The sequence below is a fragment of the Pseudomonas sp. Au-Pse12 genome (genome assembly GCF_021341665.1).
Lineage (GTDB): Bacteria > Pseudomonadota > Gammaproteobacteria > Pseudomonadales > Pseudomonadaceae > Aquipseudomonas.
Genome location: NZ_JAJTTH010000001.1, coordinates 943,633 through 962,955, shown reverse-complemented (window position 1 = coordinate 962,955; position 19,323 = coordinate 943,633). Strand labels below are relative to the sequence as shown.

Here is a 19,323-nt window from a genome sequence, read left to right as displayed (position 1 = left end):
GATTTCGCTCCTCGGGTCATCGCGACGTACAATTCCTTCGCATCAAGCGATTCGGCATCAAGAATGACGGCGTGATCATACTCAAGGTGAGTCGCCCCTGATTTGTAGAGCATTAAATGACAGTCTCTGGCCGATTGCAGCCACTTTTAAAAGACTTTTCCCCCCTAAAAAAATCCAAGACCCCATTTGAAACGCTCCGCGCTACCAAGCAGCGCGGAGCGCCCAGGCGTCAGGCTTGAAGGCGCCAGCCCATCACTCCCAACAGATCGCAACTGTCACGCAGCAGAATGGCCGCTACGTTGGAGATATGTTGCAGATCGGTATCGTCGGCATTCTTCAGTTCTGCACGGGAGAGGCTTTCCAGCAGTTGAGTTACTGCCAGTAAACGTGCGGCGCCGTTGGCATGCAAAACGTCGAGGGGGGCGTTCTTGTCGATAAAGAGGCAGGAAATCAGGCAGTCGATGCCAGTGATGGGAATAAATCGTTGGTTCATGAGGATCACTCCGCTGTTGGTTAAGGGAGCTGCTCAGATCGTCGCCAAACGAAAGGGTGGCAGCTGTACGCAGGTTGGCGAACCGGATTAACCAACAGAAAACCGGCAGACCTTGAAGGTCTCCCGCGTACAGCCACCATAGAAAAGCAGCCGTGACCATAAATGTTCGACGGCTAGCGCTGCAAGCGTGACTGCCTGTTGGTTGATTTCCAGGTCGCCAAACCCGGTCGCCATTGGGGCGAATGGGGACTATGGACGTTGGGTCTTGGGGGAACAAGTCAGACGCGTCTGTAAGTTTTGTAGGATTGCGGGGTGGACTTGGCGGCCTGAGAGCCGACCAGTTTTTCTCGACGCTGGGGGATATATCCGTTGCTGCGGTAAGGGCCGCTGCGCGCCAATCCCCTGATGAACACCCGCACTCGGCCTGCCAGATCAAAAGCCAAATCAACAGCAGAAGCAAAAGCCAGAATAATTTTGGTCATGTATTGAGGCGCCTGGCTGCGCTCTTTGCTTGGTCCAGCCAGCCCGGGGCTGTTGCTTCTTGTGTTGCAACAAGTGGATTCAAGAGGTCTTCTGGCGCAGCGTTTGGTGCGTTGGCTTGTGCTGCCAGGGCTTGGGTGGCTTTGAGGATGGTTTTCAAGTCGTCGGTGGTGGCGGTCTGTTCGTTAAGCATCGCAGGCATTGGCAGTGCCTGTGCTTGTTTCAGTACGCTGCCAGGCTCTTGAGTGAAGACACGCAGGGCTTCCATGCCTTCAAGCATCGGCAGGGCGAGGCCGGTAACGCTGTCGAAGGCGCTGATCTCTGGTAAGCCGGCTTTGCCGCGAAGGACCGGGATGCCCAGGGACGGAATAATCAGCCCTACCAGCAAGCGTGGATCGCGGCGTTTGATGCTCAGGCCAATGCTGCCCACGGCCACTGCGACGCCGATAACTCGGGTGGTGGTCGCCAGCAGGGAAAGTTGCTTGTTCGATTCGTTGTCGAAAAAGACGCAGCGGTAACGGAAGTAGTCGCTGAAGAGTTCGCGTTCGTTGAGGTTGGAGTTCATGAACCAGGCACGGGAGTCGTGCACGTGCTCGTCGAACAGGCAGATGATGGCCTTGGCCTGTTCGTCCTGAGGCTGGTCATTTGAGTCGAACAATATTGCGTAGTAATGGTTGCCGGCGCGGCGCAGCTTGGCGTAGTCCTCGGCTTCGTCCTGGTCGTTGGTCATGTAGACGATGCCGCCCAGGAGAATATTGGGCAGGCTGCCGAGGCTGAAGCCATCGCCTTCGCTCAAGCCCCATTCGGGGATGTAGTCGCGGCGAAAGTCGGTCATGGCGTTTTCCAATTGCCGATGGTCCAGGCTCGGTTCGAACACTTTGCTGGTGTTGAGCTCGACCGGTGCGGCGGCTCCGGTGCGGCATTCGTACGCCTGTTTCACCCGTTCATGTTCTTGCCGGGTTTGCTGCTGGCGCTCCGACCATTCGGGCAGCGGTTGGTTGGCCCGGGAGGCGGCGTCTTCTTCGAGCTGCATCCGGTGCAGGGCCTCGAAGGATTCGATTTCCCTGGCGGTCATGTCGCTACCGCGGGGGTGGCCGCTCTTCATCACTTCGCCATAGGAGGGAGTGTGTCTGAGGCGGTAGTTGGCATAGCGGTTGATGCGCCAGCCGGTGATCAGGCCGGCCTGGCGTTCCATGACGTCTTCCAGGGGGCCATTTTCGACGGATTTGAGCCAGGTGTTGAAGCGCTTGATCAGGGTGGGGCCGATGTCGAATTCGTTTTCTGTTTCAACATCCATTTCCAACCAGGGCCACTCCTTCTTCCAGACACCGAGTGCCCGGGACGGTACCTGCAACGGCGCACCAACCTTGAATGCTTCGGCGTACATATGGTGCAAGGCAATCTGCGATAGCACCTCATGGCTTCCGGACGCTGCTTTGCCTTGGTCGCCTGGCGGGTAACCACCGCCGACATCGGAGTGCATGCCGGGGTAGAGGTATTCAGCGGTGCCATTGCGATAGGTGGAAGGGCAGTCGGGGTCGTCCGGGTTGGCTTTGCGCCGGATCGAATCCAGGGGGAAGCAGCCCCGTTGTTCGTGGGCGGCGACCAGGTGCACACAGTGTTCGAGAAAGGCTTCGGAGTCCGGCAGGCGCAGCGAGCCATCGGCCCAGCCCATGTGCCCGGCAGCGAAGGGCACTAGGTAGGGAATGCCCACCGAGGCCACGGTATCGAACAGGCCCATGAACACGATCTTGATGGGCAGCCCAGCGAAAAGGTAGCAGATTTCACCGTTCACCTCGACCCTGGTCAAGGCTTCGAGCCAGGTGGCGAAGGCCCGGGCTTCGGCGGCGCCGCGGGAGAAACCGTATATGAACAGGCGCACCGCCTTGATCCTGGCAATGGACTTGGCGGCGTGGGCGGCATCGATTTCGCTTTTCAGGGTTGCCAGTGGCTCTTTTAGCGCTTCCTGACGGCGGGTGTGGCTGTCTTTGAACAGGGATGCGCCGAGTAGATCTTCGGTGAGGCTGGTGCCCATTTTTTCGACGAGTTTGTAGGCGTCTTTGGGGTCAAGGTACTCGTTGCCACACGCCCTTCTGAGTGCATCGATCAGGCGTGTCAGGCCCCAGTTAATCCGCTTTTCACCGCCCACCGACATTTTCAGACCGTCAGCATCGGGCTTGAACTCACCTATTTCCTTGAACTCGGTGCCGACACCTTGCATGTAGTAACGATAAAAGCCTTCGCTCTGTTCTCTTTCGGTACCGCTTCCTCCCAGGCTGGCATGGTATAGGCGGGCTACATTGGTGGTGGTAGAAGGTCGGGCGATGCTATCGCTGGGCTCATGGTTATTGGTGCCGTCGAAACATAGAGTGATGGTTAGAATTTTCATGCAGGGCGGGCCACTGTAAACATTCCCTAAGGCTTTGGCCGTGCGTTGCGCCGCGAGCTCAAAGGGGGCAAAAGCACTGCGTTGTTCTCGGTAGTTGTGTGCCACTTGCTTGGGTGTCTCAGGTAGCAGTCCACCGTCTCTGAATTCGGGTGTAGGGGTGAGCCATTGTGGTGCTGGCCGGGAGTGAGGTGGAGTTAGGGCTTCGGACATGTCTTGGGTTCCTCCATTTTTTGAGGGAAGTTGAAGGGATATCCAGGTTGGCCCGGCAACTCCGCCACGGCGGATACCGCGACTTGATTGCAGGGCAGAAAATGAACGTCGATAGCTCCGGGTCGTTCATACGGCGCAACAGCAACCACCGCGTGATGACGGGTGTACTTGGCTCCATGAATCTTGTAGGCCGCCCTGTAGCCATCAGTCCCTAGTGGTGGCCAATTTGCAGAGGCATGAGGGTCAGAGTCTTTTTCCCACTCAACGACCACGGTCAACCCCGGATACCACTTGACTGGAAGTGGGGCGCAACAATTCTGTTTCCCTCCACCCCCATAAGGGCTGATATTCGGGCCTCCATTGCCATTGACCGAAAAGCGGTTGATGGCCGCCGAGGTGTGGCTGAAGCCCTCGATGGGCAAGCCAATCATGTCGGATGTTTGTCCTGCGCAGCCTGGCAGAGTGATGCAACTGATCAACACAAAGAGCAAAAAACGAGTCATGGGCAGCCTTATCGTGAACGAGCTTCCGGGGAAGCGGAGGTTGAATCCTTACCTGTCGTCGTCAGCTACTTTTTCGCTAGCGGCCGATCGGGTGGTAAGCACAATCAGGGCGGCGGACATGTCTTGGGCTCCTGCATTTTTTGAGGAAAGCGATAGGGATAGGTGGGAGTGCCAGGCAACATAAGCCCCGCTGAAACCTTGACTTGATTGCAAGGTAAGAAATGTACGTTGACCGCGCCCGGTCGGTCATACGGTGCAACAGCCACCACCGCGCGATGACGGGTGTACTTGGCTGCGTGAATCTTGTAGGCAGCCCTATAGCCATCAGTCCCTAGTGGTGGCCAATTTGCAGAGGCATGAGGGTCAGAGTCTTTTTCCCACTCAACGACTACGGTCAAGCCTGGATACCACTTCACCGGAAGTGCGGCACAGCACATTTGACTTCCCCCACCCCCATAGGGACTGATATTCGGGCCGCCATTGCCATTGACCGAAAAGCGGTTGATGGCTGCCGAGGTGTGGCTGAAACCCTCGATGGGCAATCCAATTATGTCGGCTGTTTGTCCTGCGCAGCCTTGCAGGGCGAGGGCGCTGACCAGTACCCGGGCCAGCAGGCCAATCCTGCGTTGTGCCTTGCCCTGCGCGAGGCGTTGAACATCCATGGTTCCTCCTGTCGTAACAGTGTTTTGGCGTGGCCGTCCGCCACGCTGAAAAGTGCCGGCCTTATAGCCTGAATGCACTGCGCAAGGGCTTGCGCACCGGGCTGTAACGCAGGCTGGGGCTGGCGAGAATTAATTCACTACCAAATATTTCGCGAAGCAGCCCAGGCCTGCCCATCCGGTAATGGGCTGTGCGCACGCTCTCCTCTCTGAGGTCGTTGTTTCACCGTCCACTGGCCTTTGTGAATGAAGCTTTTATGACAAAAGTTCGGTAGCACATGGCCACGCGCGTCTTGGGTATGTAACGCGCTTGAGGGGGCCGCCAGGCCACTTTTTTAAGCCGAGGCGGGACGCCGGGAGTGAGGCTATGGGGACTATGGAACGCTACTCGAAAGTGGGCATGCAGGAGCTGGATCAACGGCTGTCGAAGATTGTCGAGGCCGCGCGCAAGAAGCCGGTGTCGGTCTATCGCTACGGGGCGCCGTGGGTCTGGATCGTGTCCCAGGATGACTGGCAGGGTGCCTTGAAGGAGGTGTCGAGCTATATCCCGCCCGGCCATTCGCTGGTGCTGCTGCGTCCGCAGATCGATGAGTTGCTCGATCAGCACCGCGACCTGCTCCAGGGCCTCAACGCCGAGCCGGGGATGCTGATCGCGCCGCGCACGGTGATGCACATCCTGCTGTTGCAGTTGCTGTATTCGGTGCCCAGCGAGCAGCAGCTCTATGAGCAGCTCAGCTACAACCTGCTGTTCCGCTGGTTCGTCGGCCTCGACCTGAACCAGAAGGTCTGGAACTTCGGGGTTCTCAGTCGCGACATCGGCACGCTGTTGAACGATCCGCGGGCGGTGCGCCTGATCCAGAAAATCATCGGTGAAGTGTTCTGCGGTGCCTTGCTGCAAATGCCCGAGTTCTCGCTGAACTTCGCGCTGCTGCACACCTGGCTGGCTCGCCACGAAAACACCTCGATCAGCAGCAATTGAAGCGGCCAAACGCTGTGCAGACGGCGACGGCAATGCGCGTGCGCGCGCCAATTTTCAGATTTCTAGGGGGCGGTGTGGAGCATCTGGGCAAATCAGGGCGACCCGGCAGTGGCGGGCGCTGGTGGCCGTTGTGCGGTTGGTTGGCGGTGCTGGCGCTGGCGCCGGGGGTGCAGGCCGAGGAGGGCGAGCCGGCACCGGTCGAAGCCACGGCCGCGGCGCGGTTGGTGGACGTCAATGAGTACTTCGTGCGCGGCAATACCGTGCTCGATGCGCGGGCCATCGAGGAGGCGGTGTACCCGTTCCTCGGGCCGCAGAAAGCCCTGACCGACATCGAAGGCGCCCGCGATGCGCTGCAGAAGGTCTATCAGGAGCGCGGCTACCAGTCGGTGTTCGTCGAGCTGCCGGAGCAGAAGGTCGAGGACGGCATCGTCTACCTGCAGGTCAGTGAAACCAAGGTCGGCCGGGTGCGGGTGGTGGGCGCCAAGCATTACTCGCCGGTGGAGATCCGCGACCAGGTGCCGGCGCTCAAGGAAGGCCAGGTGCCGGACTTTGCCACGGTGCAAAGCCAGCTGGCCGGGCTCAACCGCGGCGCCGGGCGCCAGGTCATGCCGCTGGTGCGCGAGGGCCAGCGCCCGGGGACCATGGACGTGGACCTGCAAGTGGAAGACCAGAACCCCTGGCACGCCAGCGTCGGCCTGAACAACGACTACAGCGCCGACACCGAGAAGCTGCGCACGGTGGTCAACGTCGGCTACGACAACCTCTGGCAGTTGGGCCACAGCATTTCCCTGACTTATTTCACCGCGCCCCAAGACACCGACAACGCCAAGGTCTGGTCCGGTTCCTACACCGCGCCGCTGAGCGAGCGCTGGGCCCTGCAGTTCTCCGGCTACCAGTCCGACAGCAACATCGCCACCATCGGCGGCAGCAACGTGCTGGGCAAGGGCCATTCCTACGGGGTGTCGGCGATCTACACCTTGCCTGCGGCCGGCAACTGGGCCAACTCGCTGTCGGTGGGTGTGGATTTCAAGGACTTCGACGAAGAGATGCGCTTTGGCCGCAGCAGCGACCAGATTCCGCTGAAGTACGCCCCCGTGACCTTCGGCTACAACGGCTACCGCTACAGCGAAAAATCCCAGCTGGGTCTGGGCCTGAACCTGATCGTCGGCACCCGGCGCTTCTTCGGCTACGGCAGCGACGCCGAGGAGTTCCACTACAAGCGCGACGAGGCCAGTGCCAGTTTCTCGGTGCTCAAGGGCGACCTGAATTTCACCTACACCTTTGCTAACGACTGGCAGTCGGCGTCCAAGACCGCCTTCCAGCTGGCCTCCGGGCCCCTGGTGTCCAACGAGCAGTATTCCGCCGGCGGCGCCACCTCGGTGCGCGGCTACCTGGCCGCCGAGCGTACCGGGGACGAGGGCTATCTGCTTTCCCAGGAGCTGCGCACGCCGTCCCTGGCCAAGTTCCTCGGCAGCTATGTGCAGGAGTGGCGTTTCTACGCCTTTGCCGAGGGCGCGCACTTGCGCCTGCACGAGCCCATGGTGGAGCAGGAAGACCAATACAGCCTGGCCAGTGTTGGCCTCGGCACCCGCGCCAGTTTGAGCAAGTGGCTGTCCGGCAGCCTCGATTGGGGCTACCCGCTCAAGGACGGCCCCAACACCCAGAAATACGACCCACGCCTGCACTTCAGCGTGCAAGCGACGTTCTGACTTTTTACGGAGACCCTTCCCATGCAACGCTTATTCCTGAGCCTGTTGATCTGCCTGGGCTTCGTGCTCCCGGCCACGGCCCATGCCTGGTGGCAGGACGACTGGCATTACCGCAAGCAGATTTCGGTGGACACCACCCCGCAGGGCGCGGCCATCAACGAGGCCCTGGGCCGCACCGCGCTGCTGGTGCGCCTGCACACCGGCAACTTCACCTTCGACGGGGTCAAGGAAGACGGCGCCGACCTGCGCTTTGTCACCGCCGATGACAAGACCGTGCTCAACCACCAGATCGAAAGCTTCGACCCGCTGATGGGCATGGCGCTGATCTGGGTCGATGTGCCCAAGGTCGAAGGCGGCCAGCGCCAGGACATCTGGATGTACTACGGCAACCAGAAGGCGCCGAGCACCGCCAACGGCCAGTTGACCTTCGACCCCAGCTACACCGCCATCTACCACTTCGACGGCAGCAACGGTACCCCGACCAAAGACACCACCGCCTATGGCAACACCGCGCAGAACGCCACCGGCGCCAGCATTGACGGGGTCATCGGCCGCGCCTTGCAGTTCAGCGGCCAGCCGCTGCTGCTGCCGGCCAGCCCGTCGCTGCAGCACAACGCCGGCGGCGCCTTCACCTTCAGCGCCTGGGTGCGCCTGGATCAGGCCAGCGGTGAGCAACTGCTGCTGGCCCGTCGCGAAGGCGCCGGCAGCCTGCTGGTCGGCATCAACCAGGGCATGCCCTTCGTTGAAGTGGACGGCCAGCGCGCCGCCTCCACCCAGCCGCTGAACCCGGGGCAGTGGCAGCACCTGGCCCTGAGCGGCGAGGGCAGCCGCTTGGCGCTGTACGTCAATGGCCGCGAAACCGCGAGCCTGGCCCAGGCCATTCCGACCTTCAATTCGGTGCTGGCGATCGGTGCCGACCTGCCGCCCGCCGCCGGCGCCGAAGCCAGCCATTTCCTGCCGTTCACCGGGGCCCTGGACGAGCTGCGCCTGTCCAAGGTGGCGCGTCCGGCGGCGTTGATCCTGGCCGATGCCAGCGCCCAGGGCGCGGAGTCGAAGCTGGTGGCCTACGGCGTTGATGAAGAACAGTCGGGTTTTGGTTTCGGCAGCCTGGGCTTCCTGCTCAAGGCGGTGCCGGTGGATGCCTGGGTGATCATCCTGGTGCTGGTGGGGATGATGATCCAGTCCTGGGTGATCATGCTGCGCAAGAACCGCATGGTCGGCCGGGTCAGCGCCGCCAATGCGCTGTTTCGCGAGCAGTTCACCAAGGTCGGCACCCGCCTGGAGATGTTCGCCGACGATCAGGTCCTGGCCAGCCGCCTGGAGCATTCCTCGCTGTGGCGCCTGTACCTGGTGGCGGTGAAAGAGATCCGCACCCGCCGCGAGCAGGGCGCCGATACCTCCTCGGTGTCGGCGGCCACCATCGAAGCCATCCGCTGCTCGATGGACGGGGTGCGCACCCGGGAAAACCAGCAGCTCAGCGCCAAGCTCTCGACCCTGTCCAACGCCATTGCCGGCGGCCCCTACATCGGCCTGTTGGGCACGGTGCTGGGGATCATGGTGGTGTTCCTCGGCACCGCCATGGCCGGTGACGTGAACATCAATGCCATCGCCCCGGGCATGGCCGCGGCCTTGCTGGCCACCGCCATGGGCCTGTTCGTCGCGATCCCGGCGCTGTTTGGCTACAACCGCTTGATCACCCGCAACAAGGAAGTCGGCGCCGACATGCGGGTGTTCGTCGACGAGTTCATCACCCGGCTGGCGGAGCTGCATGGCGAGAGCCAGCACAGCGAGAACGCCCACTGGCGGGTCAGTCACAGCAACGCGTCGGTTCCGGCCTGAGGAGAACTGCCATGGCTTCCGTGAACGCCTCCCATGACGACGAAGACGACGCCGCTGTCGACAGCATCAACATCACGCCCCTGGTGGACGTGCTGATGGTGGTGCTGGTGATGTTCATCCTCACCGCCACCGCCCAGGTATCGGGCATCCAGATCCACCTGCCCAAGGCCAGCGCCTCGGTGTCGCTGTCCGAGGCCAAGACCAAGGCCATCTCGGTGAACGACGGCGGTCAGGTGTTCCTCGACGCCTACCCGGTGACCCTGGGCGAGCTGGAAGAGCGCCTGCGTATCGAGAAGGCGCAGAACCCGGACTTCCCGATCATCGTCCGTGGCGATGCCACGGTGCAGTACCAGAAGGTCATCGAAGTCCTCGACCTGCTGCGCCGCCTGGAGTTGTCCCAGGTCGGCCTGGTCACCGGCAAACCGAGCCAGGGCTGAGCCATGACCGCACAACAACCGATCGAGCTGCCGCCGGTGCAGCACAAGCCGCGCGCCATGCGCCTGCTGAAGTGGGGCGCCGGGCTGCTGCTGGGGGCCGTGGCCGCCTGGCTGCTGTGGCAGTGGGCCAATGACATGGCCGGGGTGCGCCGGGAAGCGCCGAAGGTGCCGACCATCATCCCGCTGCCGCCGCCTCCGGAAACGCCTCCACCGCCGGAGAAGCCCAAGGAGCCGGAGCCGGTGCAAGAGAAGGTGCCGGAGCCCGAGCCCACGCCGACCCCCGATGAGGTCAAGCCGGAGGAAGAGGCACCGCCCTCGCCGGCGGACGACCTGGCCAACCCGATGCAGATCGATGGCGACGCCCAGGCTGGCAACGACGGCTTCAACGTCGGTGCCGGCAAGGGCGGCGGCATGGCCGGCGCCGGTGGCGGCGGGCTGGGCACCGGCACCTACAAGCAGTACCTGGCGGCGACCTTTCAACGGGTGCTGCGCGAGGACCCGGAGCTGCGCAAGAAGGCCTATGCGCTGCAGGTGGACCTGTGGCTCGGCGCCGACGGCCAAGTGACCCGCGCCGAACTGGCCGGCTCCAGCGGCAACCCCGAGACCGACCAGCAGGTGCTGGCGGCGCTGCGGGCCACGCCGCGCCTGAAAGAACGTATGCCGGCGTCCCTGACCTTGCCGGTGCGCTTGTCCCTCAAGGGCCGGCGACCGGAATGAGCGAACCCCTATTTGCAGTTTCTACAGGAGTTGTGTGCAGATGATTTCCACCGTGAATCGATTGACCCTGGCGCTCGGCATGGTCGCCCTGACCCTGGCCGGACAGGCCTCGGCCGCCGCGGCCGCGCCTTCGGAGAACGCCACGATCAACCTGATCCGTCTGTTGGTGCAGCAGGGGGTACTGCCGCAGGCCAAGGCCGAGGCGCTGATTGCCCAGGCCGAAAAAGAGGCCCAGCAGGCCCGTCAGGCCAGCGCCGCCACCGCCGTGGCGGCCCCCGGCCCCGCGGCGGCGCCGGGGGATGTGCGGGTGCAATACGTGCCGGCGATCGTCCGCGAGCAGATCCGCGATCAGGTCAAGGCCGAAGTCATGGCCACCGCCAAGCAGGAAAACTGGGCCCAGCCCAACACCTTTCCGGACTGGGTGTCGCGCATCAGCTTTGACGGCGACATCCGCCTGCGCGAGGAGTCGCGGTTCTTTGCCGACAACAACAGCAACGAGATCGTCGACTACGCCAAGCTCAACGACAACGGCCCCTACGACGTCAACAAGGACACCAACAGCAAGCTGCCGCCGCTGCTCAACAGCCGCGAAGACCGCGACAACCTGTTCCGCCTGCGCGCGCGCCTGGGGATGAAGGCGGTGATCTCGCCGGAATGGACCGCCGGCATCCGCATCGGCACCGGCTCGGACAACAACCCGGTGTCCACCACCCAGACCCTGGGCGGCGGCTTCGGCAAGAAGGACATCTGGCTCGACCAGGGCTACCTGACCTGGAAGGCCAGCCAGGACCTGACCCTGACCGGCGGGCGTTTCGCCAACCCGTTCTATTCCACCGACATGCTGTATTCCCACGACCTGAACTTCGACGGCGTGGCGGCGCTGTTCAACCGCAAGCTCAGCAGCGACTGGGGCCTGTTCGGCACCCTCGGCGTGTTCCCGGTGGAGTACACCAACGACACCGCCACCAGCAACGGCTTCGACAAGAACGAGAGCGACACCAAGTGGCTGTTCGGCGGGCAGATCGGCGCCAACTGGAAGATCAACCGCAGCAACAGCCTCAAGGGCGCCTTGGCCTACTATCGCTTCGACGACATCGAAGGCCAGCGCTCCAGCCCCTGCGCGCCCTGGGCCGGGGCCCCGGGCTGCGACACCGACGGCTCGCGCGTGGCCTTCATGCAGAAGGGCAACAGCGTGTTCCTGCTGCGCGACATCACCCCCAACCCGGCCACCCCGGGCCTGACCCCGCAGCCGCAGTTCGTCGGCCTAGCCTCGAAGTTCGACGTGCTCGACCTGAACCTAGCCTGGGACACCGAGCTGCCGGACGACCTGCGCCTGCGCAGCCAGACCAACTACATCCGCAACCTGGCCTACGACAAGGGCGAGATGCTCAAACGCAGCGAAGGCGAGATCGTCAACAACATCAACCGCAACGGCCAGTTCGAAAGCGGCGGCAACGCGCTGCTGGTGCAGTTCACCCTGGGCAACGCCCTGGAGATGAAGAAGTCCGGCGACTGGAACCTGCTGGCTGGCTACAAGTACATCCAGCCCGATGCCTTGCCCGACGGCTTCAACGATTCCTCGTTCCACCTGGGGGGCACCAACGCCAAGGGCTATTTCGTCGGCGGCAACTACGGCATCGACAAGAACATCTACGCCACGGCCCGCTACATGAGCGCCTCGGAAGTCTACGGGCCGCGTTACGAAGTCGACGTCATGCAGCTTGAACTCAACACGCGCTTCTAAGCATCGGGAGGAAGGTTATGAACAGCCGAGTGAGGGCAGGGGCGGTCAGCCTGTTGCTGGCCTGGGGCGTGCTGGCCAGTGCCGGCGCCAGCGCCGAAGGCATGGAGGAACGCCTGCGCACCCAGTTGCGCAGCACCACCCAGCAGTTGCAGGCCCTGCAAAGCGAGCAGGCCCAGGCCGCGGCCGCGCGGATCGCCGCCGAGAACGCGGCCAAGGAAGCCCAGGCACAGGTCAAGCAACTGAGCGCCGAGCTGGCCAAGACCCGCGGCGTGGCCGAGCAACTGGCCGGCCAGCAGCAGAACCTGCACAGCCAGGCGCAAGCCCAGGCGGCGGCCAGCAGCGAGCAGTTGGGCAAGTTCAAGAAAGCCTACGAAGACTTGCTGGTGCTGGCCCGGGGCAAGGAGGCCGAGCGGGCGAAATTGCAGGCGCAATTGAGCGAGCGTGACACACAAGTGCAGCAATGCGCGGTCAAGAATCAGCAGATGTACGGCATCGCCAAACAGATTCTGACGGCTTACGAAAAGATCGACGTGGCCGAGGTGGTGAACATCCGCCAGCCCTTCGCCGGCAAGGCCCGGGTCAAGTTCGAAGAACTGGCCCAGGGTTTTGGCGACGCGCTTTACCAGACCCAGTTCGACGCCCCACGGGCGGCGAGCACCCACTGATCACCAGGGAAGAGATGACCATGACTTTGATTACCAGCGTCACCACCGAAAGCCTCACCGACCTGCTGCAAGGCGCCGGCTACCGGGTCAACCAGACCGAGCAGAACGGCATCGTGCAACTGCTCAGCGCCAGCCAGGGCATCGGCTATGCCGTGCGTTTCGGCAACCCGGGCAGCGAGGCCGGGCACTATGTGGACTTCACCTACAGCTGCGCCCTGCGGGTGCAGGGTGAGCTGCCGGCCGGGCTGGCGGAACTGTGGAACGCCTCGCGGCGCTTTGCCCGGCTGTCGCTGCAGGGCGAGTTCCTGGTGATGGAGATGGACGTGGTGGTGGCCGGGGTCGGCGAGAACCACCTGCGCAGCCAGCTGGAGCTGTGGGACCGGTTGCTGCAGGAGTTCATCGTCTACCTGCGCGAATACAGCCAGCAGGCGGCGCAGTTGCAGGCCCGGGGTGAACAGCCGCTGTCTGAGGAGCCGCCCCTGGAAGAGGCGGCCAGCCTGTGAAGAAGCCGACCCTGGTGGTCGGTGCCGGGGCACTGACCTTGCTCGGCCTGGCGCTGGGGCTGGCCCTGCGCCCGGGCAACGACCCGGTGGCGGCGCAGCAGCCGGCGCCGGCCGTGTTGCAGCAATCGGCGAACACCCCTGCGGTGGCGCGCCTGGGCAACCAGCAGGTGGCGGCCGAGGAGCTGAAGACGCTGTTCGCCAGCCTGCCCGAGGACGCCCGCGCGCAATTGCGGGGCAATCGCCCGGCGCTGGAAGCCTGGATTCGCTCGCGGCTGGCGGAAAAGGCCGTTCTGGAACAGGCCGACGCCCAGGGCTGGCGCCAGCGCCCGGAGGTGGAGCAGCAGACCCGCGCGGCCACCGAACAGATCGTCTTTCGCGACTATTTGCAGTCAGTCAGCCAAGTGCCGGCGGACTACCCCAGCGCGACGGAATTGCAGCAGGCCTATGACAGCGGCAAGGCGGCCTGGATGACCCCGCCGCTGTACCGGGTCAGCCAGATCTTCCTTAGCGTCACCGACCCGCAGGCCGTCGAGCCGGTGCGGCGCCAGGCGCAGGAACTGAGCCGCAAGGCCCAGGCCGTGCCGGCAGAGTTCGCCGCGCTGGCGGCGCAGTACTCCCAGGACCGGGACAGCGCCCAGCGCGGTGGTGATTCGGGGCTGCAACCCTTGCAGCAACTGCTGCCGGAAGTGCGCAGCGCGGTGGCCCGGCTCAAGGTCGGTGGCGTTTCGGAGGTGGTGCAGAGCGTGGCGGGTTTCCATGTGCTCAAGCTCACCGAACAGCAACCGGCGCGCACCGCGACCCTGGACGAGTTGCGCGAGCGCCTGACCCAGGCCCTGCGTGCCCAGCGCCAGGAACAGATCGCCAAGGCCTACCTGGAAGGCATGCTCAACACCGCGACCCTGAGCATCGATGGCGCGGTGCTGAATCAGGTCCTGGAGGAAAAGCTCTAGGCAGGGTCGCCCCTGTAGGCGCGGGCTGGCCAGTCAAGGAAGCAACAATCAACAAGACAGGGAGTCACCGATGTCATTTCTCGAACCTGCTCCACTCCAGGGCTTTGCGCCGTACATCGCGCCTCAGGAACCCCGCGAGGCCTGGCTGGCCCTGGCCGCCGGGATCGATCCGGAGGTCGCCCAGTACTTTCTGGTCAGTGCCCGTTGCGGCTGCTTCATGCAGGCGGCGCGCAGCCTGAACATCAAGGCCACCCTGTTGCGCAAGCAACTGGCGCTGCTGGAAGAGCACCTGCGGCGTTCGTTGTTCTGCTATCAGGGCAATGTCCTGAGCCTGAGCCGCGAAGGCCTGCAACTGCAGGGCCAGCTGCTGGCCCTGGCGCACCAGCGCCGGCTGCCGGTGGTGGAACAGCCGCTGATTCGCCTGGCCGTGGCGCAAACCATCCTCCACGACATCCTCGGGCGCGACCTGATCGCCTTGCTGCGGCGCAACGCCAGCGCGCGCCTGGAGATCATCTCCATCGACAGCGACCTGTCCCTGCAGGCCCTGAGCGCCGACCTGGTGCTGTGGCTGGCGGCCGAGGACTCACCGCTGCCGGGCCCCAGCTTCGCCACTCGCGAACCTATGCCCCTGGCGCGCATCGATTACCTGCCGCACATCGCCAAGCGTTACTCGCGGGTCGCCGCACGGCCCGACAGCCTGGCTGACCTGGCGGACTACATGCTGGTGCAGTGGCAGCACGACCGTCAGGTGGAGCCGTTCCAGCCCTGGAACAGCCTGGTGGAACAGCGCCTGGCCGGCGTGGTGCAGGTGCATTCCTATGAACTGATGCTGGAAATGATCCGCTGCAGCGCCTGCATTGGCCTGCTGCCGCAGTACATGAGCCACTTCGACCGCGGCCTGACCGCCTTGCCGGGGCTGTTCAAGGACAGCATGCAGCGCCGCGCCTGGCTGGCGGTGAATGCCCGGGTGGAGCAGGAGGAACAGGTGCAGCAACTGGTGGAGCTGATTCTCAACACCTTCAGCGAGCGCCAGGACTGGTTTGTTTGAGGCGAGCCGCTTCGTGGGAGTGTCCCGGTCCGAACGCCTGGCGCTGTCCGGACCGGGCACTCAGGTTCATGCCTTGGTGTCAGGGATCATGAAATCCTCCCAGGAGTCGTGTATTTCGGCGGTGCTGCTCTTGCTGTCGGGGAAGTGGGCGATGTTCCACTGGGTGTCGGTGCTGAACTCGTCGCCGAGCAGGTCTTTGGCGATGGCGTTGGCCTTGATGGCCTCCTGCCGGTCTGCCGGCACGTCACCCTCAAGGTCCTCGCCCTCTGGGTTGATCCATACGCCTGGCGCCGGGTTAACGCCTGGGTCCCCGGCGTAGGCGTCTTGCAGGCGCTTGCGCTCTGCCACGATCTCGGCTGCTTCAGCCCGGGACATGCCACGGGCCACAAGCAATGCTTGTTCCATGGCGTCGATTTGCCGTTGTTTCAGCTCAAATGCGTCGTTGTCATCTTTGTAGGACATCGGGTGGTTCCTTGTGCATGGCTTGTTCAGTGGATGGGGTCCACCGAGGCGGTTTGTGACTGACCTCGGAGGCCCGACACGTTAATCGGTGACCACGCCCCGGTTTGCGCAATTCAACGAGGGGATGACGGGAAAATCTTGTAGCGCCACGACGAACCTCTCAGGATGGGCGCAGAACAACGGAGGGTGGGTGCGGTTTGATTAACAGGATTCCCAAGTTTCACGAAGTCATCGAGCTGTTTTACGAACGTGCAGTGTTCAAAAGGTCGAAGGAGCCCTTGCCACGGCAGGGCCAGAGCCTGGAGCAGCGCCAGAAGCGTGAGGCGGCAATGCTTGACGTAGTGACACGGCGAATGACGGGCGGGGCCGATGATCCGCTGCTGACCCCGGTGCTGGGTAATGTGCGGGAGATTCACAAGCACCTGGGGTTTGTGGCCCTGTTTCCCGACAAGGACGTAGGTGCTGCGCACTTGTATTTCTGGCTGATCGTGTGGCCACAGCTTGAGCAGATGTTCGAGGACGCGCTGGAGAACGAGCAGGGTTCGATCCCATTGCGCTATCTGGCACGTTGCCACGAGTGCTATGGGGACCGGCTGTTCGGTGACCCGGTGGCGACCCGGGAGGCCATTCTGGCGAGCCTGGAGGCGTCCCTGCTACAGGTCACGCAGGGCTTGAAAATTCCCCAGCAAAGGGCGCAGGCGGCTGTCTTGCAGTTCCTGCGATGCTTGGGGCGCCTGATTCGTCATGATTCGTTTCCCGCTAGAACCTCGGTCGATGCGCCCTTGAAGGCGTTGGAGCTGGCATTGGGTCGACCGCTGAAGAAAGCCCAGGCCGTCATCCAGCACCTGGAGCAGTTGCTCGAAGGTGCCAAGGTGCTGCATGCCGCGGGTCGCTGGTCGTTGCCGGAGCCCAGACCGGTGCTGCCGGATGAGTTGCATGAAGTACACCGCAACCTTTATCGGCAGGCCAGGTGTGATGCCAGGGTTGGCGGAGGCTCGCCGAGCTTGCAGTTCGGCACCCTGGTGAGCCTTTTCAAAGCCCGGATCAGGCATGTGGAGCCCGGTGACTTTCTGTCGCAACACGCCAGGCAAGTAGGGCGCTCAGAGGCGACTCGCAGCCTGATCGAGCACAATGCCGGGCAGTTCCATGCCTATGTCTTGCTGGAGCAGATCAAGAGTGACCTTGATGTCGGGCGCCGGCTGCAACGGGTCGAAAACAGTGTCCAGGTGTTGGTTAGGAGATACGGGGCAGACCGGGAGCACTGGCTGGCACTGTTCCAGGACATGCCGTTGTCGCTGTTCCTGCTCAACGCGATCTTTTCTTCTTCCTTGACCCTGATTCAGCGGCTTCTCGGTGAGGAGGCGCTCGCAAAGGCCGCGTTGGCCCTCAGGCCCCTGGTCGAGGCTGCACAAACCGAAGGGCAGCAGCGTGAGCAACTGCTTGCAGTGGCGGCTCAACAGCAGATCAAGGCGCTCAAGATGCTGTTGGATACCTATCACGCCCAGCATCACCTGGGGTGGCTGGCGATGGAGCTCCTTGCCTTCGTCTATGCCTTTAAATACAAGTACGACCCAGGGTTCCAGCCCCATGCCACGGACAAGCTGGAGGCGATTCTCGATGACTGTGTCAATCAGCGGGACATCCGTCACCGGATTGCCTATGAAACCCCATTCGGCCGCTGTACGCGTACCCTGAGCCCGATGGGCACGGATGCGGCGCTCATCATGATCCACCAATACAACCGCTACATCCTCGCTCACTGTGAACACCCCCTTGAGTACCTGTGCAATCCGTTGCAACGCTTGAGCGAGATTCTGCAAGCTGCCTTGAGCGCTGCCAGTGCGGAGGGGGAGATCGAGGCAGCGACCCTCAAGCGTTGCATCAATGCAGCGTTCGGAACGGGCAAGGATAAGTCGGTCATGCGCATTGGCGGCCTGCGTCCTTACGAGTGCCTGCGTGATGTGCGCTTCTATCTGTCGGCATTGCATCTGGCCCCGCTAGAAACCTTGAACCCGGGGTTGTTTCGCTACCTGGCATTGCCAGATGCCTTGCAACGCCTGGTTTTGCAATGGCTGTCACCTGCACGCTATGCCGAGGATCTGCGTCGACAGCACGCTCCATCGCACAGGTCGCTGGGCGACGGTGTTTGAGCGCTGTTCTGGCCCTGTGCTTGAGTGTCTCGCCAGCGTCGTATTCATGCCCTTACACTCCCTGGTCACTTCAACTTCAAGGACGACGTCGCCATGCCCAACGCCCAACCCTCCATCGTCATCGAGCGCTGCACCGAAGCCCATATCGATGGCCTTACCGCGCTGTACAGCGAACCCAGCGTGGCTGCCCAGACCCTGCAACTGCCTTACCAGTCCCCCGAGCTGTGGCGCAAGCGGGTAGTGCTGGGGCAGGACAACGAAGGGCGGGTGGCTCTGGTTGCTCTGCATCAGGGTTTGGTGATCGGCAATTGCAGCCTGAACCAGGTGGCACGGGTACGCCGCGCCCATTGTGCGGATGTGGCCATGGGCGTGTCCCCGAGCTGGCAGGGCCAAGGCATCGGCAGCCGTCTGCTGGCGGCGGTGCTGGAGGTTGCCGACAACTGGATGAACCTGCGCCGGGTCGAACTGACGGTGTATGTCGACAACCAGGCCGCGATTGCGCTGTACCAGAAATTCGGCTTCGAAACCGAAGGCCGACTGCGCGACTACGCCATCCGTGGCGGGCAATTCGTTGACGTGCTGAGCATGGCACGGCTGCGCCGCTGCGCCTGAACCCGCGCTTCCTTGTAGCCGCAGCCTCGCCTTGGCTCGACAGCGGCTACAGGGCCGGTGCCGATCCGGAGTGGGGGCTGTCGTCCGCGAGGGCAAAGGCCACCGCCGCCCGGGCATGCAGCTCGGTGGTGTCGAGCAGGGGCAGGGGGCTGTGCTCGGGTTTGAGCAGCAGGCCGATTTCCGTGCAGCCGAGGATGATCGCCTGGGCGCCCCGGGCCTGGAGCGTGTCGATCACTTGCTGGTACACCCGACGCGAAGCCTCGCTGATGACGCCCACGCACAGCTCCTGGTAGATGATCCGGTGCACTGCCTGGCGCTGCTGTTCATCAGGCACCAGCACGCTGAGCCCGCGTTGTGCCAGGCGCTCCTTCAGGAAGGTTTCTTCCATGGTGAAGCCGGTGCCCAAGAGGCCGACGTGCAGGGTGCCGGCGTCCACTGCCGCTTGCGCGGTGGGGTCGGCGATGTGCAGAAAGGGCACGCTGATGGCCGCCTGAATCTGCTGCGCCACCTTGTGCATGGTGTTGGTACAGAGCACCACGCACTCGGCGCCGCCGTCCTGCAGGCGCAGGGCCGCGTCCACCAGGATGGCGGCCGCCTGGTCCCAGCGTCCGGCATGCTGGGCCTGTTCGACAGGCCCGAAGTCGACGCTGTACATTAGCAGCCGCGCGGAACGCAGCGGCCCCAGCCGGTCACGAACCTGCTGATTGATCAGGCGATAGTATTCGGCGCTGGACTCCCAGCTCATGCCGCCAATCAGGCCGATGGTGCGCATGG

The 19,323-nt window shown here is 63.2% G+C and carries 19 protein-coding genes; 12 read left to right on the top strand and 7 right to left on the bottom strand.

The genetic code is table 11. The annotated features are described in order from the left end of the window. Positions 1 to 229: 229 nt before the first annotated feature. The 5 genes from LXM55_RS04135 to LXM55_RS04115 form a co-directional block, all read right to left on the bottom strand. Positions 230 to 493 (bottom strand): short-chain dehydrogenase, encoded by a 264-nt coding sequence (locus LXM55_RS04135; RefSeq protein WP_233318835.1) that lies wholly within the window; start codon positions 491 to 493, stop codon positions 230 to 232. A gap of 278 nt (positions 494 to 771) precedes the next feature. Next, a complete protein-coding gene (locus LXM55_RS04130; RefSeq protein WP_233318833.1) occupies positions 772 to 975 on the bottom strand; it encodes a hypothetical protein in 204 nt (67 codons plus the stop codon). Next, a complete protein-coding gene (locus LXM55_RS04125; protein ID WP_233318831.1) occupies positions 972 to 3,362 on the bottom strand; it encodes a T6SS phospholipase effector Tle1-like catalytic domain-containing protein in 2,391 nt (796 codons plus the stop codon). Before LXM55_RS04125 ends, LXM55_RS04130 begins: the two co-directional genes overlap by 4 nt. A 194-nt stretch (positions 3,363 to 3,556) precedes the next feature. Then, positions 3,557 to 4,075, bottom strand: a complete 519-nt coding sequence (locus LXM55_RS04120) for a DUF3304 domain-containing protein (protein WP_233318830.1) — start codon at positions 4,073 to 4,075, stop codon at positions 3,557 to 3,559. 104 nt (positions 4,076 to 4,179) lie between these two features. Continuing rightward, positions 4,180 to 4,737 (bottom strand): DUF3304 domain-containing protein, encoded by a 558-nt coding sequence (locus LXM55_RS04115; RefSeq protein ID WP_233318828.1) that lies wholly within the window; start codon positions 4,735 to 4,737, stop codon positions 4,180 to 4,182. 373 nt (positions 4,738 to 5,110) lie between these two features. On the opposite strand from LXM55_RS04115, the gene LXM55_RS04110 reads away from it, so the two are divergent. From LXM55_RS04110 to LXM55_RS04065, 10 genes are all read left to right on the top strand, one after another. After that, positions 5,111 to 5,713 (top strand): transposase, encoded by a 603-nt coding sequence (locus tag LXM55_RS04110; RefSeq protein ID WP_233319054.1) that lies wholly within the window; start codon positions 5,111 to 5,113, stop codon positions 5,711 to 5,713. Positions 5,714 to 5,745: 32 nt separating this feature from the next. Next, a complete protein-coding gene (locus LXM55_RS04105) occupies positions 5,746 to 7,422 on the top strand; it encodes a ShlB/FhaC/HecB family hemolysin secretion/activation protein (RefSeq protein ID WP_442799726.1) in 1,677 nt (558 codons plus the stop codon). 21 nt (positions 7,423 to 7,443) lie between these two features. After that, a complete protein-coding gene (locus LXM55_RS04100; protein WP_233318823.1) occupies positions 7,444 to 9,261 on the top strand; it encodes a DUF2341 domain-containing protein in 1,818 nt (605 codons plus the stop codon). A gap of 11 nt (positions 9,262 to 9,272) precedes the next feature. Further along, the gene (locus LXM55_RS04095; RefSeq protein ID WP_011061113.1) at positions 9,273 to 9,698 is read left to right on the top strand and encodes an ExbD/TolR family protein; all 426 of its coding nucleotides are present in this window, start codon (positions 9,273 to 9,275) and stop codon (positions 9,696 to 9,698) included. A gap of 3 nt (positions 9,699 to 9,701) precedes the next feature. Next, a complete protein-coding gene (locus tag LXM55_RS04090) occupies positions 9,702 to 10,415 on the top strand; it encodes an energy transducer TonB family protein (protein ID WP_233318821.1) in 714 nt (237 codons plus the stop codon). A 40-nt stretch (positions 10,416 to 10,455) separates the two neighbouring features. Next, positions 10,456 to 12,159 carry a putative porin gene (locus LXM55_RS04085; RefSeq protein ID WP_233318820.1) on the top strand — a complete coding sequence of 568 codons (1,704 nt, stop codon included), beginning with the start codon at positions 10,456 to 10,458 and terminating at the stop codon, positions 12,157 to 12,159. Between the two features lie 17 nt (positions 12,160 to 12,176). Continuing rightward, a complete protein-coding gene (locus LXM55_RS04080) occupies positions 12,177 to 12,824 on the top strand; it encodes a DNA repair protein (RefSeq protein WP_233318818.1) in 648 nt (215 codons plus the stop codon). A 20-nt stretch (positions 12,825 to 12,844) separates the two neighbouring features. Continuing rightward, entirely contained in the window at positions 12,845 to 13,327 is a 483-nt protein-coding gene (locus tag LXM55_RS04075) for a YbjN domain-containing protein (RefSeq protein WP_233318816.1), read from the top strand. After that, a complete protein-coding gene (locus LXM55_RS04070; protein WP_233318814.1) occupies positions 13,324 to 14,277 on the top strand; it encodes a peptidylprolyl isomerase in 954 nt (317 codons plus the stop codon). Before LXM55_RS04075 ends, LXM55_RS04070 begins: the two co-directional genes overlap by 4 nt. 70 nt (positions 14,278 to 14,347) lie before the next feature. Then, positions 14,348 to 15,325 carry a LysR family transcriptional regulator gene (locus LXM55_RS04065; protein WP_233318812.1) on the top strand — a complete coding sequence of 326 codons (978 nt, stop codon included), beginning with the start codon at positions 14,348 to 14,350 and terminating at the stop codon, positions 15,323 to 15,325. 66 nt (positions 15,326 to 15,391) lie between these two features. Here the strand turns inward: LXM55_RS04065 and LXM55_RS04060 are convergent, their stop codons facing one another. After that, entirely contained in the window at positions 15,392 to 15,787 is a 396-nt protein-coding gene (locus tag LXM55_RS04060) for a hypothetical protein (protein ID WP_233318810.1), read from the bottom strand. Positions 15,788 to 16,257: 470 nt separating this feature from the next. On the opposite strand from LXM55_RS04060, the gene LXM55_RS04055 reads away from it, so the two are divergent. Then, positions 16,258 to 17,937, top strand: coding sequence for a hypothetical protein (locus tag LXM55_RS04055; protein ID WP_233318808.1), 1,680 nt, complete (start codon positions 16,258 to 16,260; stop codon positions 17,935 to 17,937). A gap of 93 nt (positions 17,938 to 18,030) precedes the next feature. Beyond that, complete coding sequence (locus LXM55_RS04050) at positions 18,031 to 18,549, top strand: GNAT family N-acetyltransferase (protein WP_233318807.1); 519 nt, start codon at positions 18,031 to 18,033, stop codon at positions 18,547 to 18,549. A gap of 46 nt (positions 18,550 to 18,595) precedes the next feature. On the opposite strand, the gene LXM55_RS04045 is transcribed toward LXM55_RS04050, so the two are convergent. Further along, positions 18,596 to 19,321, bottom strand: coding sequence for an aspartate/glutamate racemase family protein (locus tag LXM55_RS04045; protein WP_233318804.1), 726 nt, complete (start codon positions 19,319 to 19,321; stop codon positions 18,596 to 18,598). Positions 19,322 to 19,323 lie beyond the last annotated feature (2 nt).